At 67.0% G+C, this 20785-nt stretch carries 17 protein-coding genes; 2 read left to right on the top strand and 15 right to left on the bottom strand.

The window, feature by feature from the left end:
- Window positions 1-858: 858 nt before the first annotated feature.
- On the bottom strand, window positions 859-3336 hold the full coding sequence (locus ACZL02_RS05600) for a ComEC/Rec2 family competence protein (RefSeq protein WP_472937606.1): 2478 nt from the start codon (window positions 3334-3336) through the stop codon (window positions 859-861).
- Between the two features lie 121 nt (window positions 3337-3457).
- On the opposite strand from ACZL02_RS05600, the gene gltX reads away from it, so the two are divergent.
- Both gltX and gltA read left to right on the top strand, forming a co-directional pair.
- Complete coding sequence (gene gltX / locus ACZL02_RS05595) at window positions 3458-4873, top strand: glutamate--tRNA ligase (RefSeq protein ID WP_472937605.1); 1416 nt, start codon at window positions 3458-3460, stop codon at window positions 4871-4873.
- A 159-nt stretch (window positions 4874-5032) separates the two neighbouring features.
- The gene (gene gltA, locus ACZL02_RS05590) at window positions 5033-6322 is read left to right on the top strand and encodes a citrate synthase (RefSeq protein WP_472933315.1); all 1290 of its coding nucleotides are present in this window, start codon (window positions 5033-5035) and stop codon (window positions 6320-6322) included.
- 211 nt (window positions 6323-6533) lie between these two features.
- Here the strand turns inward: gltA and ACZL02_RS05585 are convergent, their stop codons facing one another.
- The 14 genes from ACZL02_RS05585 to rpsB form a co-directional block, all read right to left on the bottom strand.
- Window positions 6534-6929 (bottom strand): type II toxin-antitoxin system PemK/MazF family toxin, encoded by a 396-nt coding sequence (locus ACZL02_RS05585; protein WP_472937604.1) that lies wholly within the window; start codon window positions 6927-6929, stop codon window positions 6534-6536.
- A gap of 102 nt (window positions 6930-7031) precedes the next feature.
- On the bottom strand, window positions 7032-8210 hold the full coding sequence (lpxB, locus tag ACZL02_RS05580) for a lipid-A-disaccharide synthase (RefSeq protein WP_472937603.1): 1179 nt from the start codon (window positions 8208-8210) through the stop codon (window positions 7032-7034).
- Window positions 8207-9103, bottom strand: coding sequence for an LpxI family protein (locus ACZL02_RS05575; protein ID WP_472937602.1), 897 nt, complete (start codon window positions 9101-9103; stop codon window positions 8207-8209). Before ACZL02_RS05575 ends, lpxB begins: the two co-directional genes overlap by 4 nt.
- On the bottom strand, window positions 9100-9897 hold the full coding sequence (gene lpxA / locus ACZL02_RS05570; RefSeq protein WP_472937601.1) for an acyl-ACP--UDP-N-acetylglucosamine O-acyltransferase: 798 nt from the start codon (window positions 9895-9897) through the stop codon (window positions 9100-9102). Before lpxA ends, ACZL02_RS05575 begins: the two co-directional genes overlap by 4 nt.
- A 206-nt stretch (window positions 9898-10103) precedes the next feature.
- Complete coding sequence (gene fabZ, locus ACZL02_RS05565) at window positions 10104-10571, bottom strand: 3-hydroxyacyl-ACP dehydratase FabZ (protein WP_472933309.1); 468 nt, start codon at window positions 10569-10571, stop codon at window positions 10104-10106.
- Window positions 10546-11616: a UDP-3-O-(3-hydroxymyristoyl)glucosamine N-acyltransferase gene (gene lpxD / locus ACZL02_RS05560; RefSeq protein WP_472937600.1), complete on the bottom strand. Its 1071-nt coding sequence runs from the start codon at window positions 11614-11616 to the stop codon at window positions 10546-10548. The genes fabZ and lpxD overlap by 26 nt, the downstream gene beginning before the upstream one ends.
- Before the next feature lie 40 nt (window positions 11617-11656).
- A complete protein-coding gene (gene bamA / locus ACZL02_RS05555) occupies window positions 11657-14206 on the bottom strand; it encodes an outer membrane protein assembly factor BamA (RefSeq protein WP_472937599.1) in 2550 nt (849 codons plus the stop codon).
- Window positions 14207-14421: 215 nt separating this feature from the next.
- Window positions 14422-15561 carry an RIP metalloprotease RseP gene (rseP, locus tag ACZL02_RS05550; protein ID WP_472937598.1) on the bottom strand — a complete coding sequence of 380 codons (1140 nt, stop codon included), beginning with the start codon at window positions 15559-15561 and terminating at the stop codon, window positions 14422-14424.
- 138 nt (window positions 15562-15699) lie between these two features.
- Window positions 15700-16551 carry a phosphatidate cytidylyltransferase gene (locus ACZL02_RS05545; RefSeq protein ID WP_472937597.1) on the bottom strand — a complete coding sequence of 284 codons (852 nt, stop codon included), beginning with the start codon at window positions 16549-16551 and terminating at the stop codon, window positions 15700-15702.
- Window positions 16552-16569: 18 nt separating this feature from the next.
- Window positions 16570-17256: an isoprenyl transferase gene (locus tag ACZL02_RS05540; RefSeq protein ID WP_472938137.1), complete on the bottom strand. Its 687-nt coding sequence runs from the start codon at window positions 17254-17256 to the stop codon at window positions 16570-16572.
- Window positions 17257-17432: 176 nt separating this feature from the next.
- Window positions 17433-17990, bottom strand: a complete 558-nt coding sequence (gene frr, locus ACZL02_RS05535; RefSeq protein WP_472933301.1) for a ribosome recycling factor — start codon at window positions 17988-17990, stop codon at window positions 17433-17435.
- 37 nt (window positions 17991-18027) lie between these two features.
- Complete coding sequence (gene pyrH / locus ACZL02_RS05530; protein WP_472937596.1) at window positions 18028-18747, bottom strand: UMP kinase; 720 nt, start codon at window positions 18745-18747, stop codon at window positions 18028-18030.
- Window positions 18748-18859: 112 nt separating this feature from the next.
- The gene (tsf, locus tag ACZL02_RS05525; protein WP_472937595.1) at window positions 18860-19786 is read right to left on the bottom strand and encodes a translation elongation factor Ts; all 927 of its coding nucleotides are present in this window, start codon (window positions 19784-19786) and stop codon (window positions 18860-18862) included.
- A 123-nt stretch (window positions 19787-19909) separates the two neighbouring features.
- Entirely contained in the window at window positions 19910-20767 is an 858-nt protein-coding gene (gene rpsB / locus ACZL02_RS05520; RefSeq protein WP_472937594.1) for a 30S ribosomal protein S2, read from the bottom strand.
- Between the last annotated feature and the right edge of the window lie 18 nt (window positions 20768-20785).

Here is a 20785-nt window from a genome sequence, read left to right as displayed (position 1 = left end):
CGATGAGGGGGGCGCGAACGCCCGCCCATGGCAGCATCCACCACGCCCTCCGCCTGTGCCGCCCCCTCATCCCGCTGCCGCGACCTTCTCCCCGCAGGGGAGAAGGCGCCAATCGCCCCCACAGTATCAAGCGCCAGCAGCGCTCCTGCCGCGACGCGAAAGCCGCCTCCTTCGCCCCTCCGGGGAGAAGTGGCCGGCAGGCCGATGAGGGGGCCGCGAACGCCCGCCCATCGCAACATCCACCGCGCCCTCCTCCGCCGCCGCCCCCTCATCCCGCTGCCGCGACCTTCTCTCCGCAGGGGAGAAGAAGCCAACCGCCCCTCTCAGTATCGAGCGCCGGCAGCGTCCCTGCCGCCACGCCAAAGCCGCCTTCTTCGCCCCTCCGGGGAGAAGTGGCCGGCAGGCCGATAAGGGGAGCGCGAACGCCCGCCCGCGGCAGCATCCTCTGCGCCCTCCGCCGGTGCCGCCCCTCATCCCGCTGCCGCGACCTTCTCCCCCGAGGGGAGAAGACGCCAATCGCCCCCCTCGGTATCTGGCGCGGGCAGCGCCCCTGCCGCCACGCCAAAGCCGCCTTCTTCGCCCCTCCGGGGAGAAGTGGCCGGCAGGCCGATGAGGGGAGCGCGAACGCCCGGCCATGGCGGCTTCCACGGCGCCCTCCGCCTGTGCCGCCCCCGTCATCCCGCTGCCGCGACCTTCTCCCCGCAGGGGAGAAGACGCCAATCTCTCCCCCTCGGTATCAAGCGCCAGCAGCGCTCCTGCCGCCACGCCAAAGCCGCCTTCTTCGCCCCTCCGGGGAGAAGTGGCCGGCAGGCCGATGAGGGGAGCGCGAACGCCCGGCACCACATCCCAGCCCCCCCATCACGGACCCGGCTTCTCCGGCTGAGCTTCCACCGCCCGCCGCCAGATTTCGGGCCAGGGCGCCAGCCGCTGGACTTGCCAGGGCTCCGGCACCGGCGCGATCGCGGCGGTGATCTCGGCACGGCCCGTAGCGGCGGAGCGGGAGATGGCGAGCGAGCCGGTCTGCCGTAGCGTGCGCAGCGTCACCAGCGCGGCGCCTGACCGGCACGCCTCGCGCCGCGCCGCCCGTGCCACGATGGCGACGTCCGCGCTATCGCAGGCCGTGCCGATTTGCCGGTAGTCGTCGGTCCAGACCACTCTCAGCCCGCTCCGCGTCGTCGCCCGGCAGATCTGCATCGGCCGGGGCGCCCGCCTCACAGCGACGGCTGGTACTGCCGGCACCGGCGCATTTGTGCCGATGGCGGGCCCTGCGGCACCGCCGGGGAGCGGCGGCTTCGAACGTAAAGGCTGGGGAGCGGCAGCTAAGGGCAAGGAACTCGCCGTCGGAACATCACTCGCAGGCATCAGGGCTTCGCAGCGAAACCCAGCCGCGCCGGCGTCCGTTGGAACGTCAGCCTCCGCCGGATGCGCGCCGTCCGGATAAGCCCTTTGCCACTGCGTCAGCACGAACCCGTTCGGTTTCGGCCGCAGCGGCACCAGCACGTTCCCCGCCCCGATCAGCGCCAGCTCACGCCCGTCCTCGAACACCAGGAGTTCCGGCCGCGGCCCTGTCGCCGGCGCCAGCGCCAGACCGAGCGCGGCGACCGGCAAGGCCAGCCAGCGCAGGCCGCTGGCGAGGAAACAGGCGAGGAGCAGCGCCACCGACAGCAGCACCAGGCCTTCCGGGGTCAGCAGCCCCGTCGGCGTGTCCGGCAGATGGTCGTGCAGGAAGTGGGCGATGCCGAACACGAGTTTCAGCCCCTGCCCCATCAGGATCAGGAACACAGCATCGAGGCCGAAGGGCATGGCGACGACCGCGCACAGCGCCAGCGGCATGATCCAGACGGAGAACAGTGGCAGGGCAAGGAGATTGGCGAACAGGCCGAAAGGCGCCATCCGCTGGAAATGGTAGGACGCGAACGGGCCCGTCGCTGTGCCGGCGATCAGCGACGAGGCGCCGAGCCCGACGAGGAACACCACCAGCTGCCGCACCCGCCCCGGCGGCGGCGCGTCCACCTGTCGCCGCGCCCGTGCCCGCGCGACATGGCCGTAGACGCCGACCAGCGACGCCGTTGCGCCAAACGACATCTGGAAGCTCGCCGTCATCAGCGCGTGCGGCGCCATCGCGAGGACGACGATGGCGGCGAGCGCGACGCTGCGGAGCGTGATCGCCGCCCGGTCGACGAGGATCGCCACCAGCATGATCGCCAGCATGAGATAGGAGCGGTCGGCCGCGACGTTCCGTCCGGACAGGAGGATGTAGAAGGTGACGACGCCGAGCGCCGCCACCGCGGCGATCTTCTTGATCGGCCAGCGCAGCGCGACGCCCGGGATCGCCGCCAGCCCGGCCCGCACCAAGAACATCGCGAACCCCGCGACAAGCGCCATGTGCAGACCCGAAATCGACAGCACGTGCGACAGGCCGGTGGTGCGCAACCAGAGCTGGATATCGTCGGGAATGCCGGCCCGGTCGCCGGTGATCAGCGCCGACGCCACCGTCCCCGCCGGGCCGCCGATGACGCTGCGGATCCGCTCGCTCATCGACAGGCGCAGCGCCAGGATCCGCTCGCCGACCGTCGGCTCGGGCGGGGCTGCCCCGGCAGCGGGTGGATCCGGCGGCCCCAGGGCAAATCCGTTGGCGCCGACGCCGTCGAAATAGTTGCCGAAGCTGAAGTCGTAGCCGCCGGGAAAGGCGGGGCCGGACGGCGCCCGCAACCGCACCAGTCCGGCATAGCGGCCGCCGACGGGGATCGGCGCGTGCCGGCTGGAGACGAGGATCTCGGCGATCCCCGGCGGGCGCGAGAGCACCGGCCGCTCGGTCGTCTCGATCGCCACGCGGTAGCGCAGCCGCCCGCGCTCGTCCTGCTCGCGTCCCTCGACCCGGCCGGCAATCCGCACCGTCGCCTCGCCCGAGAAGAGAACGGTCGTCGTGCTCGCCAGCTCATAACCGGACAGAGCGAGGCCCGCGGCGACAAAACCCGCCAGCAGGCACGCCGCGCCCGCCGCCTTGCGCGGGCCGAGCAGCGCCGCGCCGAGGAGCAGCGGCAGGCAGGCCGCCACCGCGAAGGGGATCGGTGGTCGCCAACCCGCGGCGTAGAACAGGGCGATGCCGAGCATCATCCCGCCCGGCACCAGGAAGAAGCCGCTGCGCGCCTCCGCCTCGATCTCGCTCTGCCGGATCAGCCAGGCGATGGTGCGGGTGCCTGCGTTCCTCAGACGGCTGCCGAGCGGGATGCCTCGGCCTGACCTCGCGTCACCTGTCAGGCCGGGGAACCGGTGCCAGAGGCCTCTCCCGCGTCGCCCGTCGGGCCTCGGGTCTGCTGCGTCGGCGATGGCCATGCTTGCCTCCAAAGCGACCGGGCCCCGCCTTGTCTCTCTCCCGGCCTATGCTACACAGCCCCATGGAAAAGCCGACTGCAAAGATCGTGCGTCCGCACCCATTTGCCGCACTGGAACCGCCATGACCGTCGTCACCCGTTTCGCGCCGTCGCCGACCGGCTACCTGCATATCGGCGGCGCCCGCACCGCGCTGTTCAACTGGCTCTATGCCCGGCGCATGGGCGGCAAGATGCTGCTGCGCATCGAGGACACCGACCGCGAGCGCTCGACCGAGGCCGCCGTCGTCGCGATCATCGAGGGCCTCTCCTGGCTCGGCCTCGACGCAGACGAGCCGCCGGTCTCGCAGTTCGAGCGCGCGGCCCGTCACCGCGAGGTCGCCGAACAACTGCTCGCCGCCGGCAAGGCCTACCGCTGCTATGCCAGCCAGGCCGAGCTCGAGGAGATGCGCGAGACCGCCCGCGCCAACAAGCAGCCGCCCCGCTACGACGGCCGCTGGCGCGATCGCGACCCGTCCGAGGCCCCCGAGGGCGTCAAGCCGGTGATCCGCCTGAAGGCCCCGCAGGAGGGCGAGACCGTGGTGCACGACCAGGTGCAAGGCGAGGTCCGCTTCCCCAACCGCGACCTCGACGATTTCGTGCTGCTGCGCTCCGACGGCTCGCCGACCTACATGCACGCCGTGGTGGTCGACGATCACGACATGGGCGTCACCCACATCATCCGCGGCGACGACCACCTGACCAATGCCGGGCGCCAGATGCTGATCTACCAGGCGATGGGCTGGGACGTGCCGGTGATGGCGCACATCCCGCTGATCCACGGCGAGGACGGCGCGAAGCTGTCGAAGCGCCACGGCGCGCTCGGCGTCGATGCCTACCGCGCGCTCGGCTACATGCCGCAAGCGCTGAAGAACTATCTCGTCCGCCTCGGCTGGAGCCACGGCGACACCGAGATCATGACGGAGGCCGAGATGGTCTCCTGGTTCGACATTCCCGACATCAACAAGGGTGCCGCGCGCTTCGACTTCGCCAAGCTCAACGCCATCAGCGGCACCTATGTGCGGGCCGCCGGGGACGCCGAGCTGGCTGACCTCCTGATGGTCGAGCGCGACCATCTGCCGAACGGCGACATTTTGAAGCGCCGCCCGGATGCCGAGACCCACGCGCTCCTTCTTGCGGCCATGCCCGGCCTCAAGGAACGCGCGAAAAACCTCGTCGAACTCACCGATTCGACGGCCTATCTCTTTGCCGATCGGCCGCTGCCGATGGAGGAGAAGGCCGAGGCGATCCTGCGCGATGGCGGCCGTGACGTCGTGGCCGCGCTGCTGCCGCGGCTTGCCGCGGTCGCCGACTGGACCGCGCCGTCGCTGGAGGAAGCGGTCCGCCTCTACGCCGAGGAGACCGGGCTGAAGCTCGGCAAGGCAGCACAACCGCTGCGCGCCGCTCTGACCGGTCGCTCGACCTCGCCTGGCGTGTTCGATGTGCTGGCGGTTCTCGGCCGCACGGAGTCGCTCGCACGGCTCGGCGACCAGGCCGGATGATCAACTGCGCAGCACCTGGCCTAGGTGTGCGGCGCAATATGTCGTTTTGATACGCAACTTGTTCGCGTCTCCACTTTGGAGTAGGCAAGTTTTCGCCAGGGACCTGTGCGCTGCAAAATAGCGATCTCGTCCTGTCGGCTCACGAAGAAGGGGATACGCATGACGAACCACGCGGCGACCATGGCAGTGGGTGAGAAAAACGCGAGCCTCGAGGTCCGGAGCGGTACGATCGGTCCGGATGTCGTCGACATCACCTCTCTCTACAAGCAGACCGGAATCTTCACCTACGACCCCGGTTTCTCCTCGACGGCCTCGTGCGAGTCGAAGATCACCTACATCGATGGCGACGAAGGCGTGCTCCTGCACCGCGGCTATCCGATCGACCAGCTCGCCGAGAAGGGCGACTTCCTGGAGACCTGCTATCTCCTGCTCTACGGCGAACTGCCGACCGAGCGCGAAATGTCCGATTTTTCCTACCGCGTCACCCGGCACACCATGGTGCATGAGCAGATGTCGCGCTTCTATTCCGGTTTCCGCCGCGACGCCCATCCGATGGCCGTCATGGTCGGCTCGGTCGGCGCGCTGTCGGCCTTCTACCACGACTCGACCGATATCGCCGATCCGCACCAGCGCATGGTCGCCTCGATCCGCATGATCGCCAAGACCCCGACGCTCGCCGCGATGGCGTACAAGTACCACATCGGCCAGCCTTTCGTTTACCCGCGCAACGATCTGTCCTACGCCGAGAACTTCCTCCACATGTGCTTCGCGGTTCCCTGCGAGCCCTACAAGATCAACCCGGTCCTGGCGAAGGCGATGGACCGGATCTTCATCCTCCATGCCGACCACGAGCAGAACGCCTCGACCTCGACGGTCCGCCTCGCCGGTTCCTCGGGCGCCAACCCGTTCGCGTGCGTCGCCGCCGGCATCGCCTGCCTCTGGGGCCCCGCACATGGCGGCGCCAACGAGGCCGCGCTGAACATGCTGACCGAGATCGGCACCAAGGACCGCATCCCGGAATACATCGCCCGCGCCAAGGACAAGAACGACCCGTTCCGCCTGATGGGCTTCGGTCACCGCGTCTACAAGAACTACGATCCGCGCGCGACGATCATGCAGAAGACCTGCCACGAGGTGCTCGACGAGCTCGGCATCAAGGATGATCCGACGCTGGAAGTCGCGATGGAGCTCGAGCGCATTGCGCTGACCGACGAGTACTTCATCGAGAAGAAGCTCTACCCGAACGTCGACTTCTACTCCGGCATCACGCTGAAGGCGCTCGGCTTCCCCACCACCATGTTCACCGTGCTGTTCGCCGTTGCGCGTACCGTCGGCTGGATCGCCCAGTGGAAGGAAATGATCGAGGACCCGCACCAGCGCATCGGCCGCCCGCGCCAACTCTACACCGGCGCCGCCCAGCGCGACTACGTCGACGTCGCGGGCCGCTGAGGCTTGCGGATTTCAGGACGTGAAGAAGACGGGCGCTTCGGCGCCCGTTTTCTTGCGATAGGTGGAATTTGTTACGGGCTGTCGAAGACTACAACGAGCAACCCAAAAGTTTTAGGCCCGCCACCGCCCCCTGTTGCCAAGGGTAGGTAGACGGGCCCGCAAGCCCCCAGAAGGGGGAGTGACATCAACATGCCCCGGACAACTTTTTCTTTCAAGCCCCCAGTCCGAGAGCATGGCGTACGCCGACCTCAATCCGCACAATATCGTCGAGGCTCATTTCCTCGGAAAGATGACCTGTTCCCACTGCAACCCGATCGAGTCGAAGGTGAGATACGTGCGCGATTGCCTCGCAGATCGCCCAGACATCAATCGATAGGCTCGCATATGAGCCAGCCGTGAAAGCCACATGACAACCGAGAACGCGATGCGGCATTGTTGCCGAGAACGGAATGACAACGCACTTACCGGGCGCTAAACCATGGAGTCCGTTGAGAAACTTAGGCGATAGGACAAGAACCCTTCGCTTCTTTCGCATTTCCGGCGCCACGGTCGCCATATCAAAGTTGCACATAAGGATTTGGCCGCGGCGTGGCGTAAATCGGACCATGATAAGCCCACCGTCCGACCGCACTAATCATATTGCGATGGTCGAATGCCTCAAGATAAGGGTCAAGTAGGAGCAAGTTCGAAAGTGCTTGGCTGGGAACGCTCAAAGCGCTTTCAATGATATGTTTGATCGTCCCCGAACCACCTCCAGCACGATCGCCGCCGCCGCCTGGCCGGGATCCTCGCTCACCGCCATCTTGCGGCGGATATCGCGGAACCCTTCGACCTGGGCGCGCCGCTCCAGCGTGTCCGTCAGCAGCCATTCGAGCCGCCGTGACAGGGCTTCTGGCCGGATGAACTCGTGGAAGTGCTCGGGCACCAGCGGGTGGTCGGCGATGTAGTTGGGCAGTGCCGCGGTCCAGCCGGTGATCCAGTGGCGGACGCGGTAGGCGATCGGGTCGATGCGGTAGCAGAGCGCCATGGGGACGCCGGCGAGCGCCAGCTCCAGCGCCACCGTGCCGGAAGCGGCGAGTGCTGCGTCGGCGTCAGTGAACGCCGCCCACTTCTCCGCCTCGCCGGTGACGACCTCGGGCTTCACCGCCCAGCCCGCGACCTTTTCCTCGATCGCCGTCTTCAGCCGAGGCACCGCCGGCAGCACGGCGCGCACGCCCGGTAGCCGCTCGGCGAGCAGCGCCAGCGTCCGGCCGAAATCATCGCTGAGGCGGTTGATCTCGCCCCGGCGCGACCCTGGGAGAACCAGCAGCACGGGCGCGGCCTTCGGCGCCGGCAGGTCCGGCCCCGCGTCCAGCCGCTGCATGATCGCGGCGAGGTCCGGCTGGCGCATCAGCGGATGGCCGACATAGGTCGCCTCCGGGCCGCCATGGCGCTGGTGGAATTCCGGTTCGAACGGGAAGACGCAGATCGCCCGGTCGATATAGCCGGCCATCGCCGTCGAGCGCTCCGGATGGTAGGCCCAGACCGCCGGCGGCACGTAGTTGATGATCGGAAGGTCAGGTCGCGCCTTGCGCACCTTGCGGGCGACCCGGTGCGAGAAGGCGTAGCTGTCGATGACCACCAGCGCATCCGGCGCTTCGGCGAGGATATGGCGCACGGTCTGGCCGATGCGGGCGATCAGCTGCGGCAGCCGCGCGACGATGGCGCCGACGCCGATGATCGACAGCTCGTCGATGTCGAAGAGCGTCTTCAGCCCCTCCGCCGCCATCTCGTCGCCGCCGAGGCCTGTGACCTCGACCGTTTCGCCCGCTTGCTGCCGCAAGCCGCGGATCAGCGCCGCGCCCAGACGATCGCTGGAATTCTCGCCGACGACGAAGGCGATCTTCATGGCAGCGGTTCTCCGGAAGGATCAGGCCAGCCGACGAGGAACATGCCTTCGGCCTTCGCTGCGGCGACCACATCATCGACGCCAATCACCAGTGCATGGCCAGCGCTGAGGCCGATCCCGGCAAGCCCGGCCTCGGCCGCCTGCTCGATGGTGGCGACGCCGATGCTCGGCAGGTCGAAGCGCAGGTCCTGGCCCGGCTTCACGCCCTTGACCAGCACACAGTGCTCCTGCCGGCTCACGCGGCCCCTGCGGCGAAGGTCGGCGACGCGCGCCAGCATCTCCTGCGTGCCCTCGATGCCCTCGAGCGCGATCACCCGGTCGCGCGAGGCGACGACCGCCTGCCCGACGTCGAGCGCCCCCAGCACCCGCGCCGCCTCGAAGCCGCGGCGAAGCGCGACGCCGTCGACGTTCGAGAGCGCGCGACCGGTCACCGGCCCCACCGGCATCAGCAGCTCCGGCAAGATTTCCTGCACCGCCACGAGCTCGAAGCCGCGGCCCTCGAACGCCCTTGCCGCCGCGCGCAGCAGATTGTCGTCGCCGCCGCGGATCACCTGGAAGATCTGCGGCAGCATGGCGAGCGTCTTGAGGCTCGGCAGGATCGAGCGGAAGTCGGGGCGCACGGAGACGGTGCCGCACATCACGATGCGGCGCACGCCCCTGCCCTTCAAATGGCCGAAGGCGTTGCCGAGCTTGCCCCAGGCCATCGGCCAGGCATCGCCCGGCAGCCAGGAGGCGCCGATCCCGTCGCCGACGGCGAGGACGACCGGCGTCCAGCCATGCAGCGCGGCCTGCGCCGCCACCAGCCGCGGCAGATCGCCGCCGCCGGCGACGATGCCGAGCGGCTCACCCGGCGTGCCCGGCGCGACGATGGCGGGCGGGGCGGAAAGCGTCACGCCGGGCGGCTGTGGCGCGGAAAGCAGATGGCCCGGTCGCCGCCGGAGCGGATGAAGCCGAGCAGGTCCTGCACCAGCGGATCCTCGGGATACTCGCTCTGCACCTCGTCCATGTTCTCGCGGAAGGTCAGGTCGTCGGAGAACAGCATGCGGTAGGCCTTGCGCACGTTGCGCACGGCGTCGCGGTTGAAGCCGGCGCGCTTCATGCCGATGACGTTGAGGCCGGAAAGATAGGCGCGGTTGCCGAGCACCATGCCGAAGGGAATGACGTCGCCCTCGACCGCGGCGAGGCCACCGATATAGGCGTGGTGGCCGATGCGGGTGAACTGGTGGATGCCCGAGCCGCCGGCGATGGTGGCGAAGTCGCCGATGACGCAATGGCCGGCCAGCATGACGTTGTTGATCACCGTCACGTTGGAGCCGACATGGCAGTCATGCGCGACGTGCGATCCGGTGAAGAACGAGCAGTTGTCGCCAATCGTCGTCTCGGAGCGTCCCTGAATGGTGCCGGGGTTCATCGTCACGCTCTCGCGCACCAGGCAATTGTCGCCGATGACGAGCCGGGTGTCCTCGCCCTTGTACTTCAGATGCTGCGGCGCATGGCCGAGCGAGGCGAAGGGGTAGATGTTGGCATTGGCGCCGATGGTGGTGTTGCCGGAGATCACCACGTGCGAGCGCAGCTTGGCGCCGGGTCCCAGCCGCACCTGCGGACCGATGTGGCAGAACGGACCGATCTCGACGCCCTCGCCGATGACGGCACCGTCCTCGATGATCGAGGAGGAATGGATGGACATGGGCACCCCTACACTTAGAGCGCCGTGCATCCCATCGGATGCACGAAGGACGCTCTATCTTTTCGACTCTAGGGCATCTCTCTTTGATCGGGTGAGTCCACCCAATCGACGGATGCTCCAGCCAGGGAAACGGCGACGGCGCCCCGCAAAGGGCGCCGTTACGGAAGGGACAGCGTCAGCTCGGACCCGCCGGCGCGCAATGGCGCTCAGGCCGGGTCGCGGGCCACCAGCATGGCGCTGACGGTCGCCTCGGCAACCTTGACGCCGTCGACCTTGGCGACGCAGTCGAACTTCCAGATGTTGCCGCGTTTCTTGTTCTGCACGACGTGGTATTCCAGCCGGTCGCCGGGCACCACCGGGCGGCGGAACTTCGCATTGTCGATGGTCATGAAATAGACCAGCTGCGGCGTGCCCTTGCCCATCGCCATGGTGCAGATCGCGCCGGCGGTCTGTGCCATGCCCTCGATGATCAGCACGCCCGGCATCACCGGCGTTCCCGGGAAATGCCCCATGAAATGCGGCTCGTTGACCGTCACGTTCTTGATGCCGATCGCTGCCTTGTCCGAGTCGATACCGACGATGCGGTCGACCATCAGGAACGGGTAGCGATGCGGCAGGAGCTCCATGATCTGGAGTATGTCAGCGCTCTCAAGCGTCGTTGTCGTCTCGTCCATCCCTGCCCCCTGGTACACGTCGCGCCTTTGCCATCTCACTAACCCAGGTCACTTCCCGGAACCAGTCCCGCACCGGCTTGGCCGGCGTCCCACCCCAGCGGGCGCCGGGCGGCACGTCGCTGGCGACGCTGCTGATGGCGGCGATCTGCGCGCCATCGCCGATGGTGACATGGTTGTTGATCGCCGTCTGGCCACCGATGGCGACGCCGTCGCCGAGCGTCACGCTGCCGGCCAGCGCCACCTGTCCGACGATCATGCAGTTCCGGCCGATCCGCACATTGTGCGCGACCTGAACCTGGTTATCGATCTTGGTGTTCTCGCCGATCACCGTGTCGCGGATGGCGCCCCGGTCGACCGTCGTGTTGGCGCCGATCTCGACGCCGTCCTGCACGATCACCCGGCCGATCTGCACCATCTTCAGAATGCCGTCGCGCCCGGCCGAATAGCCGAAGCCGTCCTGACCGAGGCGCACGCCCGGATGCAGGATCACGCCATTGCCGATCAGGCTGTGCTGGATGCTGACATGGGCGCCGATCCGGCAGTCGCGGCCGATCTTGCAGTCAGATGCGATGACGGCTCCGGCCGCGATCACCGTCCCGCGGCCGATGCCGACGCGCGGACCGATCACCGCCATCGGCTCCACCGTGACGCCGTCCTCCAGCACCGCGGTCGGATCGATCGAGGCGGAAGGCGAAATGCCGGGGGTCATCGCCTGCGGCAGCAGCGCGTCGGGAAACAGGGCCCGGCCGGCGAGCGCGAACGCCCGCCCGGCATCGCGGGCGACGAGCGCTGCGACGCCCTCCGGCACCAGCGACAGACTGCGGCGGGCAACGACGACGCAGCCGGCGCGCGTTGCCGCCAGCGCCTCGCGGTAGCGCACATTGTCGAAGAAGGTGAGATCGTCCGGGCCGGCATCGTCGAGGGCCGCAAGGCCACGCACGCGACGTGTACCGTCGCCGCCCGCGACGAGCTCGGCGTCGCAGAGCGTCGCGAGCGCGGAGAGGGTCAGCCCCTCGCCGGCTGGAAAGAATCGAATGTCTGTCATCAAAACCGAAGCGGGAGACCCTGGGGTCTCCCGCTATCCCTTAGAACCGGGTCGAGAAGCCGAAGGACAGCTCCTGGGTCTCGTCGTAGTCTTCCTTGGCGATCGGGTGGGCGTAGTTCACGCGCAGCGGACCGAAAGGCGATGCCCAGAGCAGGCCGACACCGACCGAGGCGCGGATCGACAGATCGTCGCCGACAACGCCTTGCTCGCCGGCGAACTCGGTGCCCCAGAGGGTACCGGCATCGGCGAACACCGCGCCGCGGAAACCGAAGTCGCGCGAAACCAGCGGCAGCGGGAAGGTCGTCTCCGCCGTGGCGTTCAGGTAGTTCTCGCCGCCGATCGCGACGCCGCTGCCGACGCGGTTGCCGCTGGCGTCCAGCTCGAACTGGCGCGGGCCGATGCCCTTGGTCTCGAAGCCGCGAACGATGTCCTGGCCCTTGAAGAAGTTGTCGAAGACGCGCAGGTCGCCGTCGAGACCGGCAACGTTGCCGCCACCGACCGAGAGCTGACCGACCACGTCGTACTCTTCCTGCAGCTGCTGGAAATACGATGCCTTGCCCGTGGTCTTGACGAAGCTTGCATCGCCGCCGAGGCCGGCGACTTCCTGGCCGAACGAGGCGATGATGCCGTTGCGCGGGTCCTTGGTCGAGTCCAGCGTGTTGTAGGTGAGCGCGTAGGACACCGACGATGTCGTGTACGGGCTGTCGCAGATCGCCTGGTTGATGATCGTCGAGCGGGTGTACTTCGGCGCGCCCGTGAAGTCGGTGGCGCCGGCCACCTGGCGACCCGAGACGAGGCCGTAGGGATCCGGATCGCCACAGGTGGCGTAGATCGCCTTGGTATCGCCGTCGAAGTCGCTGCCCGCGACGACCGGCTTGCCGTCCGCACCGATGATCAGCGCACCGGCGCTGTCGACGAGGTAATCGTCGATCTTGGCGCCGCCGTTGTCGTCGCCGAACTTCTCCTGCTTGAAGTTGTAGGCGACCTGCGCGGTGAAGTCGTCGGTGATCGGTGCGGCGACACGGAGCGAACCACCGGTGCGCTCGACGTCGTAGGACTCCGACGTGTTGGTCGAGGTGTAGATGTCAAAGCCGGCGGCCAGGCGGCGGCCGAGGAAGTAGGGCTCGGTGAACGACAGCTGGTAGTTGCGGGTGTCGGCGCCGAAGCCGGCGGAGACCTTCACATACTGGCCGCGGCCGAGGAAGTTGCGCTCGGTGACGCCGATTTCGGCAACCGGGCCGTCGCTCTCGCCGCCGGTGGTGTAGCCACCGCCGATGGAGAACTCGCCGGTCGACTTCTCGACGACGTCGACGATGACGACGACGCGGTCAGGCTCGGAGCCCGGCGCGGTCGAGATGTTGACCGAGGTGAAGAAGCCGAGCGACTCGAGTCGCTGCTTGGCGCGCTGCACCAGAACCTGGTTGAACGCATCGCCTTCTGAGACGTCGAACTCGCGGCGGATGACGTAATCGCGGGTCTTGGTGTTGCCGCGCACGTCCAGCCGCTCGATGTAGGCGCGCTGGCCCTGGTCGACGACGTAGGTGATCGAGATCGTGCGGTTGTTGAAGTCACGGTCGCCGCGCGGGGTGACCTGGGCGAAGGCATAGCCGTTCTCGGCGACGCGGTTGGTCACGGCGACCAGCGAGTCCTCGACCTTCTGCGCGCTGTAGACGTCGCCCGAGCGGGTCTTCAGCTCGCGCTCGAGCGCGGCGCCGTCGACACCCGGAATGGCGCTCTCGACGGCAACGTTGCCGTAGGTGTAGCGCTCGCCTTCGTCGATGGTGAAGGTGACGGTGTACTTGTTGTTGGTCTCGTCGAGGTCGGCGACCGAGGAGACGATGCGGAAATCGGCGTAGCCGTGGTTATAGTAGAAGCGGCGCAGCGTCTCTTCATCGGCGCGCAGGCGGTCGGCATCGTAGATGTCGTTGCGCTGGATGAAGCTGAGCAGGCCGGATTCGCGCAGCGCGATCACTTCCTTCAGACGGCCATCGCCATAGGCGTTGTTGCCGACGAAGTTGATCGTGCCGATCTTGGTGCGGTCGCCCTCGTTCATCTCGAACACGACGTTGACGCGGTTGTTGTCGACCGGGAGCGTGCGGACGGTGACGGTCGCGTCGCTGCGGCCGATCTTGCCGTAGGCTTCCTTGATCGAGGCGACGTCGGCCTCGGCGGTGGCAGCCGAATAGGCGCCGCGCGACTGGGTCTGGACGGCGGCCTTGAGCTGCTCGTCCTTCAGCTTGGAATTGCCCTGGAAGACGACCTGGTTGACGATCTGGTTCTCATCGACCCGCACGTTCACCGTGCCGCCGCTCTGGCTGATCTTCACGTCGGAGAACAGGCCGGTCGAGTAGAGCTTCTGCACGCCCTCGTCGATGTCGGCTTCCGAGGCATTCTTGCCAGGGCGGATCGACAGGAGGCCGCGGATCGTATCGGCCTCGACGCGCTGGTTGCCCGTTACGACCACGTTGCTGACCATCGCGGCCTGGACCTGCGACACCATCAGGAGCTGGACACCGACGGTGGTGGCCAGGATCGTCGATGATAGCGCAAATGCCGACGTGGCCCTCAGGAGCTTTGATCCAGCCGTCATAGGCTTCACCCACCTTTTATACATAACACCGCAGCGACGCCGTTTCGGCATCATGCGCTCATTGCCTTTTAACGGCTTTAGGACCGCGTTCAAGCAAACTGGACGGATTCAGTTTAGGAATCGGAAAACCGTTGCTCCCCGGCCACGGCTCCCTGATACATGGTTAACACAGGCTTAAACCGGCAGGAGGACAAAAGCCCCGCGCAAGCCACGGCTTAGGTCAGCCAGGAAATGTCGTTCCACATCGCGAAGATCATCAGCGAGAGGACGAGGACGATGCCGATCCGGAAACCCACATCCTGCACCCGCTCGCTCAGCGGCTTCCCGCGCAGCGCCTCGAATCCGTAGAACATCAGGTGCCCGCCATCGAGCATCGGGATCGGCAGGAGATTGAGGAGGCCGATCGAGATCGACAGTTGCGCCGCCAGAATCAGCACCGCGGCAAAGCCGAGCGTCGCCACCTGGCTGGAGATGCCGGCGATTCGGATCGGCCCGCCGATCTGCTCGGCGCCGGAATGCCCGGTGACGATCCCGCTGATGAAGCTGACGGTATGGTGGGTGAAGAACCAGGTCTGGTCGACGCCGAACTTCAGCGCCTCGACCGCCGAGAGGCTCTCGACCCGGAAGTCGGCGCTCTCCTTGCTGGCGACGAGACCCATCAGCGGCGTCTGCACCTCGTTGCCGAAAGGATCGGTCTGCGTCACCAGCGCCGGCGTCACGGTGAACTCCAGCGGTGCGCCCGCCCGCTCGACGCCGACGCGGATCGGCACCTCCGCCCGCGTCGACACGTATTCGAGGATGTCGTTGAAGTAGGTGACCTTGGTATCGTCGAGCGAGACGATCCGATCGCCGGCGAGAATGCCGGAGGTCGCCGCCGGGGTCCCTGCCCGCACTTCCGACACCACGGGATCGCCGACCGGCCGCCCGCTGATGAAGGCGACGCCGGCGAAGATCACGATGGCGAGGATGAAGTTGGCGACCGGGCCGGCGACGACCGTCGCCGCCCTCCGTCCAACGCTCTTGGCCGGGAAGGATTGCGCCCGCTCGGCCGGGTCCATCGCCTCGACGGCGGCGTTGTCCGGCTTGCTCGCGGCGTTCTCGTCGCCGAGGAACTTCACATAGCCGCCGAGCGGGATCGCGCAGAGCTTCCAGCGGGTGCCGCGGCGGTCGTTGAAGCCGACGAGTTCCGGTCCGAAACCGACCGAGAACGCCAGAACCTTGATCCCGCAGAGGCGGCCGATCAGGAAATGCCCGAGCTCGTGGAAGAAGACGATGACCGTCAGGACGAACAGGAAGGGCACGAACTTGATCAGGGCGGTGTCCCAGATCATGCCGAGGCCGGACGAGAGATCCATCTTGTTTCCTTGCTCGAAAGGCGGGATCGGCCGGTATGCCTGCAAACCGCTCCGGCTATCTTCCGGCTATCCTATTGAATCCGCCTGCCGCGCGGCAAGCAAACACTCTGTGTGAGGTGATTAGATCGTGTGAGGTGACTAGATCGCGAAGATCGCCCGCGCCGGATGCTCGATTCCCTCCAGCAGCACCCCGACGATCCACGCAGCGCCCAGCGCGATGATCAGCGCGTCGATCCGGTCCATCAGGCCGCCATGGCCGGGAATGATCCGGCCCGAATCCTTCACGCCGAAACGACGCTTGACCCAGGATTCGAAGAGGTCGCCGGCCTGGCCGAGCACGGAGAGCACGGCGGTGAGAAGGAGGATCCAGAGCGGAAACTCGCCGGTGACCTCGACATAGAAGGCGGAACCGCAGGCCATGCCTGCAACCAGGCCGCCGAGCGAGCCGGAGATCGTCTTCTTCGGCGAGACCGAGGGCATGATCTTTGGGCCGCCGAACGTCTTGCCGGTGAAGTAGGCGAAGATATCCGTCGGCCAGACGACGGCGATCACGAGCCCGAGCACCGCAAGCCCGGCCGCGTCGTCGGCCCGCAGCATGCCGGGCGCCAGCGCGGCAAAGCCCGCATAGACGAGCCCGCCGAGCGCCCAGTCGGCTTTGCGCTCGCGCCGGTCGACGAAGGCGACGAACAGGCCGGCGCCGCCGATGATGATCAGGGACAGGAGGCTCTCGCCGAGCAGGAAGGCGAACAGGCTGAAGAACAGCGCCCGGCGGGCGAACTTGAAGATCGGCCCTGCCCGCTTGGCGCGGGTCATCCGCGCCCACTCCTCGAACACGATGACGCCGGTGAGGCAGCACAGCATCCGGAACGGCAAGCCGCCGACGAAGGCGATCGCCAGCACCGCAGCGCCGAGGATAACGGCGGAGATCAGGCGCGATTTGAGATCGGCCCAGGATTGCGTCGAAACGAGCCTGCCGATTCCTAGGCCCATCGGATCATCCGCATCGGGTCAGGACGCGATCTCGCAGGAGACGCCGCCATAGCGCCGATCGCGCGAGGCGAAATCCTGCAGCGCGCCTTCGAACGCCTTGCGGTCGAAGTCCGGCCACAGGCAAGGCAGAAAGACGAATTCGGAATAGGCAGCCTGCCAAAGCAGGAAATTCGACAGCCGCAGCTCCCCGGAAGTGCGGATGATGAGATCGGGGTCGGGAATGCCGGCGGTGTCCATGTGACCGTCGAGCAGCTGCTCGGTCACCGATTCGGCCTTGATCTCACCCGATGCCACCTTGTCGGCGATCCGCCGGACGGCGCGCGCCACTTCCTCGCGGCCGCCGTAGTTGAAGGCGATGACCAGCGTTGTATGGGTATTATCGCGCGTCAGGTTCTCGGCCTCCTCGAGCAGCGAGCGGATGTCGTTGCTGAGGTTTTCGCGCGCGCCGATCACCTTGACCCGCACGCCCTCCTTGTGGAGGTCGGCGAGGTCGCGGCGAATGAAGAGCTTCAGGAGGCCCATCAGCTCGCTGACCTCGTCGGCCGGGCGGCGCCAGTTTTCCGACGAGAAGGCGAACAGCGTCAGGTAGCGGATGCCGAAGTCACCGGCGGCGCGCACGGCCTCGCGGACCGCCTCCACGCCGCGGCGATGACCCATGGTACGGGGCAGGCCGCGGGCTTTCGCCCAGCGTCCGTTGCCGTCCATGATGATGGCGACGTGTTGGGGTTGTCGCACCGCTTGTCCTCTTGATTCCACCGCCGCAGAAGGCACGTTCAGGCTAGGGCATCCAGCGATCGGGTGGGCTCACCCAATCGAGGAAAGATGCTCTAGAGTCAAAAAGCTAGAGCATCCTCTGTGCGCCCTTCGGGACGCAAGGCGCTCTAGACCTGCATGATTTCGGCTTCCTTGGCCGACAGGGTCCTGTCGATCTCTGAAATCGTCTCGTCGGTGATCTTCTGCACGCGATCGGACATCTGACGGGCGTCGTCCTGTCCCATATCGCCGTCTTTCTCGAGTTTTTTCAAGGTCTCCATGCCATCGCGTCGCACATGGCGTGCGGCCACGCGGCCGTTCTCGGCATAAGTGTGGGCAACCTTGACAAGTTCCTTGCGGCGCTGCTCGTTCAGCTCCGGCAGCGGAATGCGCAAGGTGGTGCCGTCGGTGATCGGGTTGAGGCCGAGATGGCTGTCGCGGATCGCGCGCTCGACCTTGCCGACCATCGTCTTGTCCCACACCGAGACCGACAGCATGCGCGGCTCGGGGATCGACACGTTGGCCAGCTGGTTCAGCGGCGTCTGCGTGCCGTAGGCCTCGACCGTGATGGGGTCGAGCAGGCTCGCGGAGGCGCGGCCGGTGCGCAGGCCCTGGAGGTCGTGCTGGAGGGCGTTGATCGCGCCGTCCATGCGCCGCTTCAGGTCGTTGATATCGAATTCAGCCATGGTCTGTCCTTTTGCTTTTGCGCCGTGTCGATCCAGCCTAGTCGGTCACGATGGTGGCGCGACCGCCGCCCGACAGGATCCGGGCGAACTCACCCTTCTCATGGATCGAGAAAACGACGATGGGAATGTGATTCTCGCGGGCCAGTGCGACGGCGGCGATATCCATCACCGCGAGGCCGCGCTGCAGCACTTCGTCATGTGTCAGCTGGTCGAAGCGGGTGGCGTTGGGGTTCTTCTTCGGGTCTTCCGAGTAGATGCCGTCGACCTGCGTGCCCTTGAACAGCGCCGCAGCGCCCATCTCGGCAGCCCGCAGCGCGGCAGCGGAATCGGTGGTGAAGAACGGGTTGCCGGTACCACCGGCGAAGATCACCACGCGGCCCGCCTCGGCATGCGCCAAGGCGACGCGCTGCGAAAAACTCTCGCAGATCTCCGGCATGGCGATGGCCGAGAGCACGATCGCCTCGATGCCGAGCTTGGCGAGCGAGGTGCGCAGCGCCAGCGCGTTGATGACGGTCGCTAGCATGCCCATGTGGTCGCCGGTAACGCGGTCGCCGCCCTTGGACGCCACCGCGACGCCGCGGAAGATGTTGCCGCCGCCGATGACGACGGAGATGTCGGCGCCGAGCGCCCTCGCCTCGGCGATGTCGCCGGCGATGCGGTCGACGACGGTCACGTCGATGCCGAAACCCTGGCTGCCCATCAGGGCTTCGCCGGAAACCTTGAGAAGCACGCGCTTGAAGCGGATGTCTGCCGTCATTTCCATCGTCCTCATGCAATGCGGGCCCGCAGCGCGAGCCGGCCTGCGATACAATAAGGGCGCCCGCTTGTCACGCAGGCGCCCCCGGCAGTCTCGAAGGGAGAGTAAAAGCTTACTTCTGGCCGGCGGCCGCAGCGACCTCGGCAGCGAAGTCGCTCTTGTCGCGCTCGATGCCCTCGCCGAGGGCGAAGCGCACGAAGCCGGTGATCTTGGCGGGTGCGCCGAAGTCCTTCTCGGCCTCGGCCAGCGCCTTCTCGACCGTCAGGTCGGGATTGATCACGAACGCCTGGCTGAGCAGGACGACTTCCTCGTAGAACTTGCGCATCCGACCTTCTACCATCTTCTCAATGATGGCTTCCGGCTTGCCGGACTCGCGCGCCTGCTCGACGAAGATCGCCTTCTCGCGGTCGGCGGTGGCCTGGTCGACCTCGGCCGAGGTCAGTGCCAGCGGGTTGGTGGCGGCGACGTGCATCGCGACCTGGCGGCCGAAAGCGGCGAGAGCCGCCTTGTCGCCGGTGGACTCCATGGCGACGAGGACGCCCATCTTGCCAAGGCCGTCGGCGACCTGGTTGTGGATGTAAGTCGCGACGACGCCCTCGGTGACGGTCAGCATGGCGGCGCGGCGCAGCGACATGTTCTCGCCGATCGTGCCGACGGCCTCGACGATGGTCTCGGTCACGGTCTTCGACGAATCGGGATAGGCGGCAGCGCCGACGGCCTCGACGGAACCGTCCGTCTCGAGGCCGACCTTGGCGACATTGCGCACGATCGTCTGGAAGGCATCGTTGCGGGCGACGAAGTCGGTCTCGGAATTGACCTCGACGACGATCGCCTTGGTGCCGCTCGACGCGGCGCCGATGAGGCCTTCCGCGGCGGTGCGGCCGGACTTCTTGTCGGCCTTGGAAATTCCCTTGGCGCGCAGCCAGTCGATGGCGGCTTCCATCTCGCCATTGTTCTCGGCGAGCGCGGTCTTGCAGTCCATCATGCCTGCGCCGGACTTCTCACGCAGCTCTTTTACCATCGCGGCGGTAACGGTCATCGATCAGCCTCTTGGAAAATGAAACATGCGCACCCCCGTCGCCAGACGAGAGGTGCGCCGTCAATGTGACGGCGTGATTACGCCGTCCGGTCAGGATGTACCGGCTTTCGCCGGCACAAGGTCTCAGGCAGCAGGCTGGGCTTCCGGCTCCGGCTGCGGCTCGGCGGCGGCCTGCGCATCGGAAGCGGCGTCGGTCTCGGTCTCGGCGGCCGACTGCGACGGCATCGGCTCTTCCTCGAGCGTCTCCATCGGAGCCTCTTCCATCGCGCCGATGTCGACGCCCATGGCGCCCGCCTGGCGGCCGATGCCGTCAAGGCAAGCCTTGGCGATCAGGTCGCAGTACAGCGTGATCGCGCGGGCCGCGTCGTCATTGCCCGGGATCGGGAAGTCGATCGGGCGCGGATCGCAGTTGCTGTCGATCACGGCGACGACCGGGATGTGGAGGCGCTTGGCTTCCTCGATCGCGATCGCTTCCTTGTTGGTGTCGACGATGAAGATCATGTCCGGCACGCCGCCCATGTCCTTGATGCCGCCGAGCGCCCGGTCGAGCTTGTCGCGCTCGCGCTGCAGCGTCAGGCGCTCCTTCTTGGTGAAGCCGTGGGCTTCGCCGGACAGCATCTCGTCGAGCTTGCGCAGGCGCTGGATCGAGTTTGAAATGGTCTTCCAGTTGGTCAGCATGCCGCCGAGCCAGCGGGCGTTGACGTAGTACTGGGCGGACCGGGCAGCGGCATCGGCGATGATGTCGGAAGCCTGGCGCTTGGTGCCGACGAACAGCACGCGGCCGCCGCGGGCGACGGTGTCGGACACGGCCTTCAGCGCGGTGTGCAGCAGCGGCACGGTCTGCGCGAGGTCGAGGATGTGGATGTTGTTGCGCGAGCCGAAGATGTATGGGGCCATCTTCGGGTTCCAGCGGTGGGTCTGGTGGCCGAAGTGGACGCCTGCTTCGAGCAGCTGGCGCATGGAGTAATCGGGCAATGCCATCGGTCGGTTCCTTTACCG

The sequence above is a fragment of the Mesocryomonas fontinalis genome (genome assembly GCF_055730125.2).
Note: the sequence above shows the minus strand (reverse complement) of the source record. Positions and strands in the feature narration are given on the sequence as shown.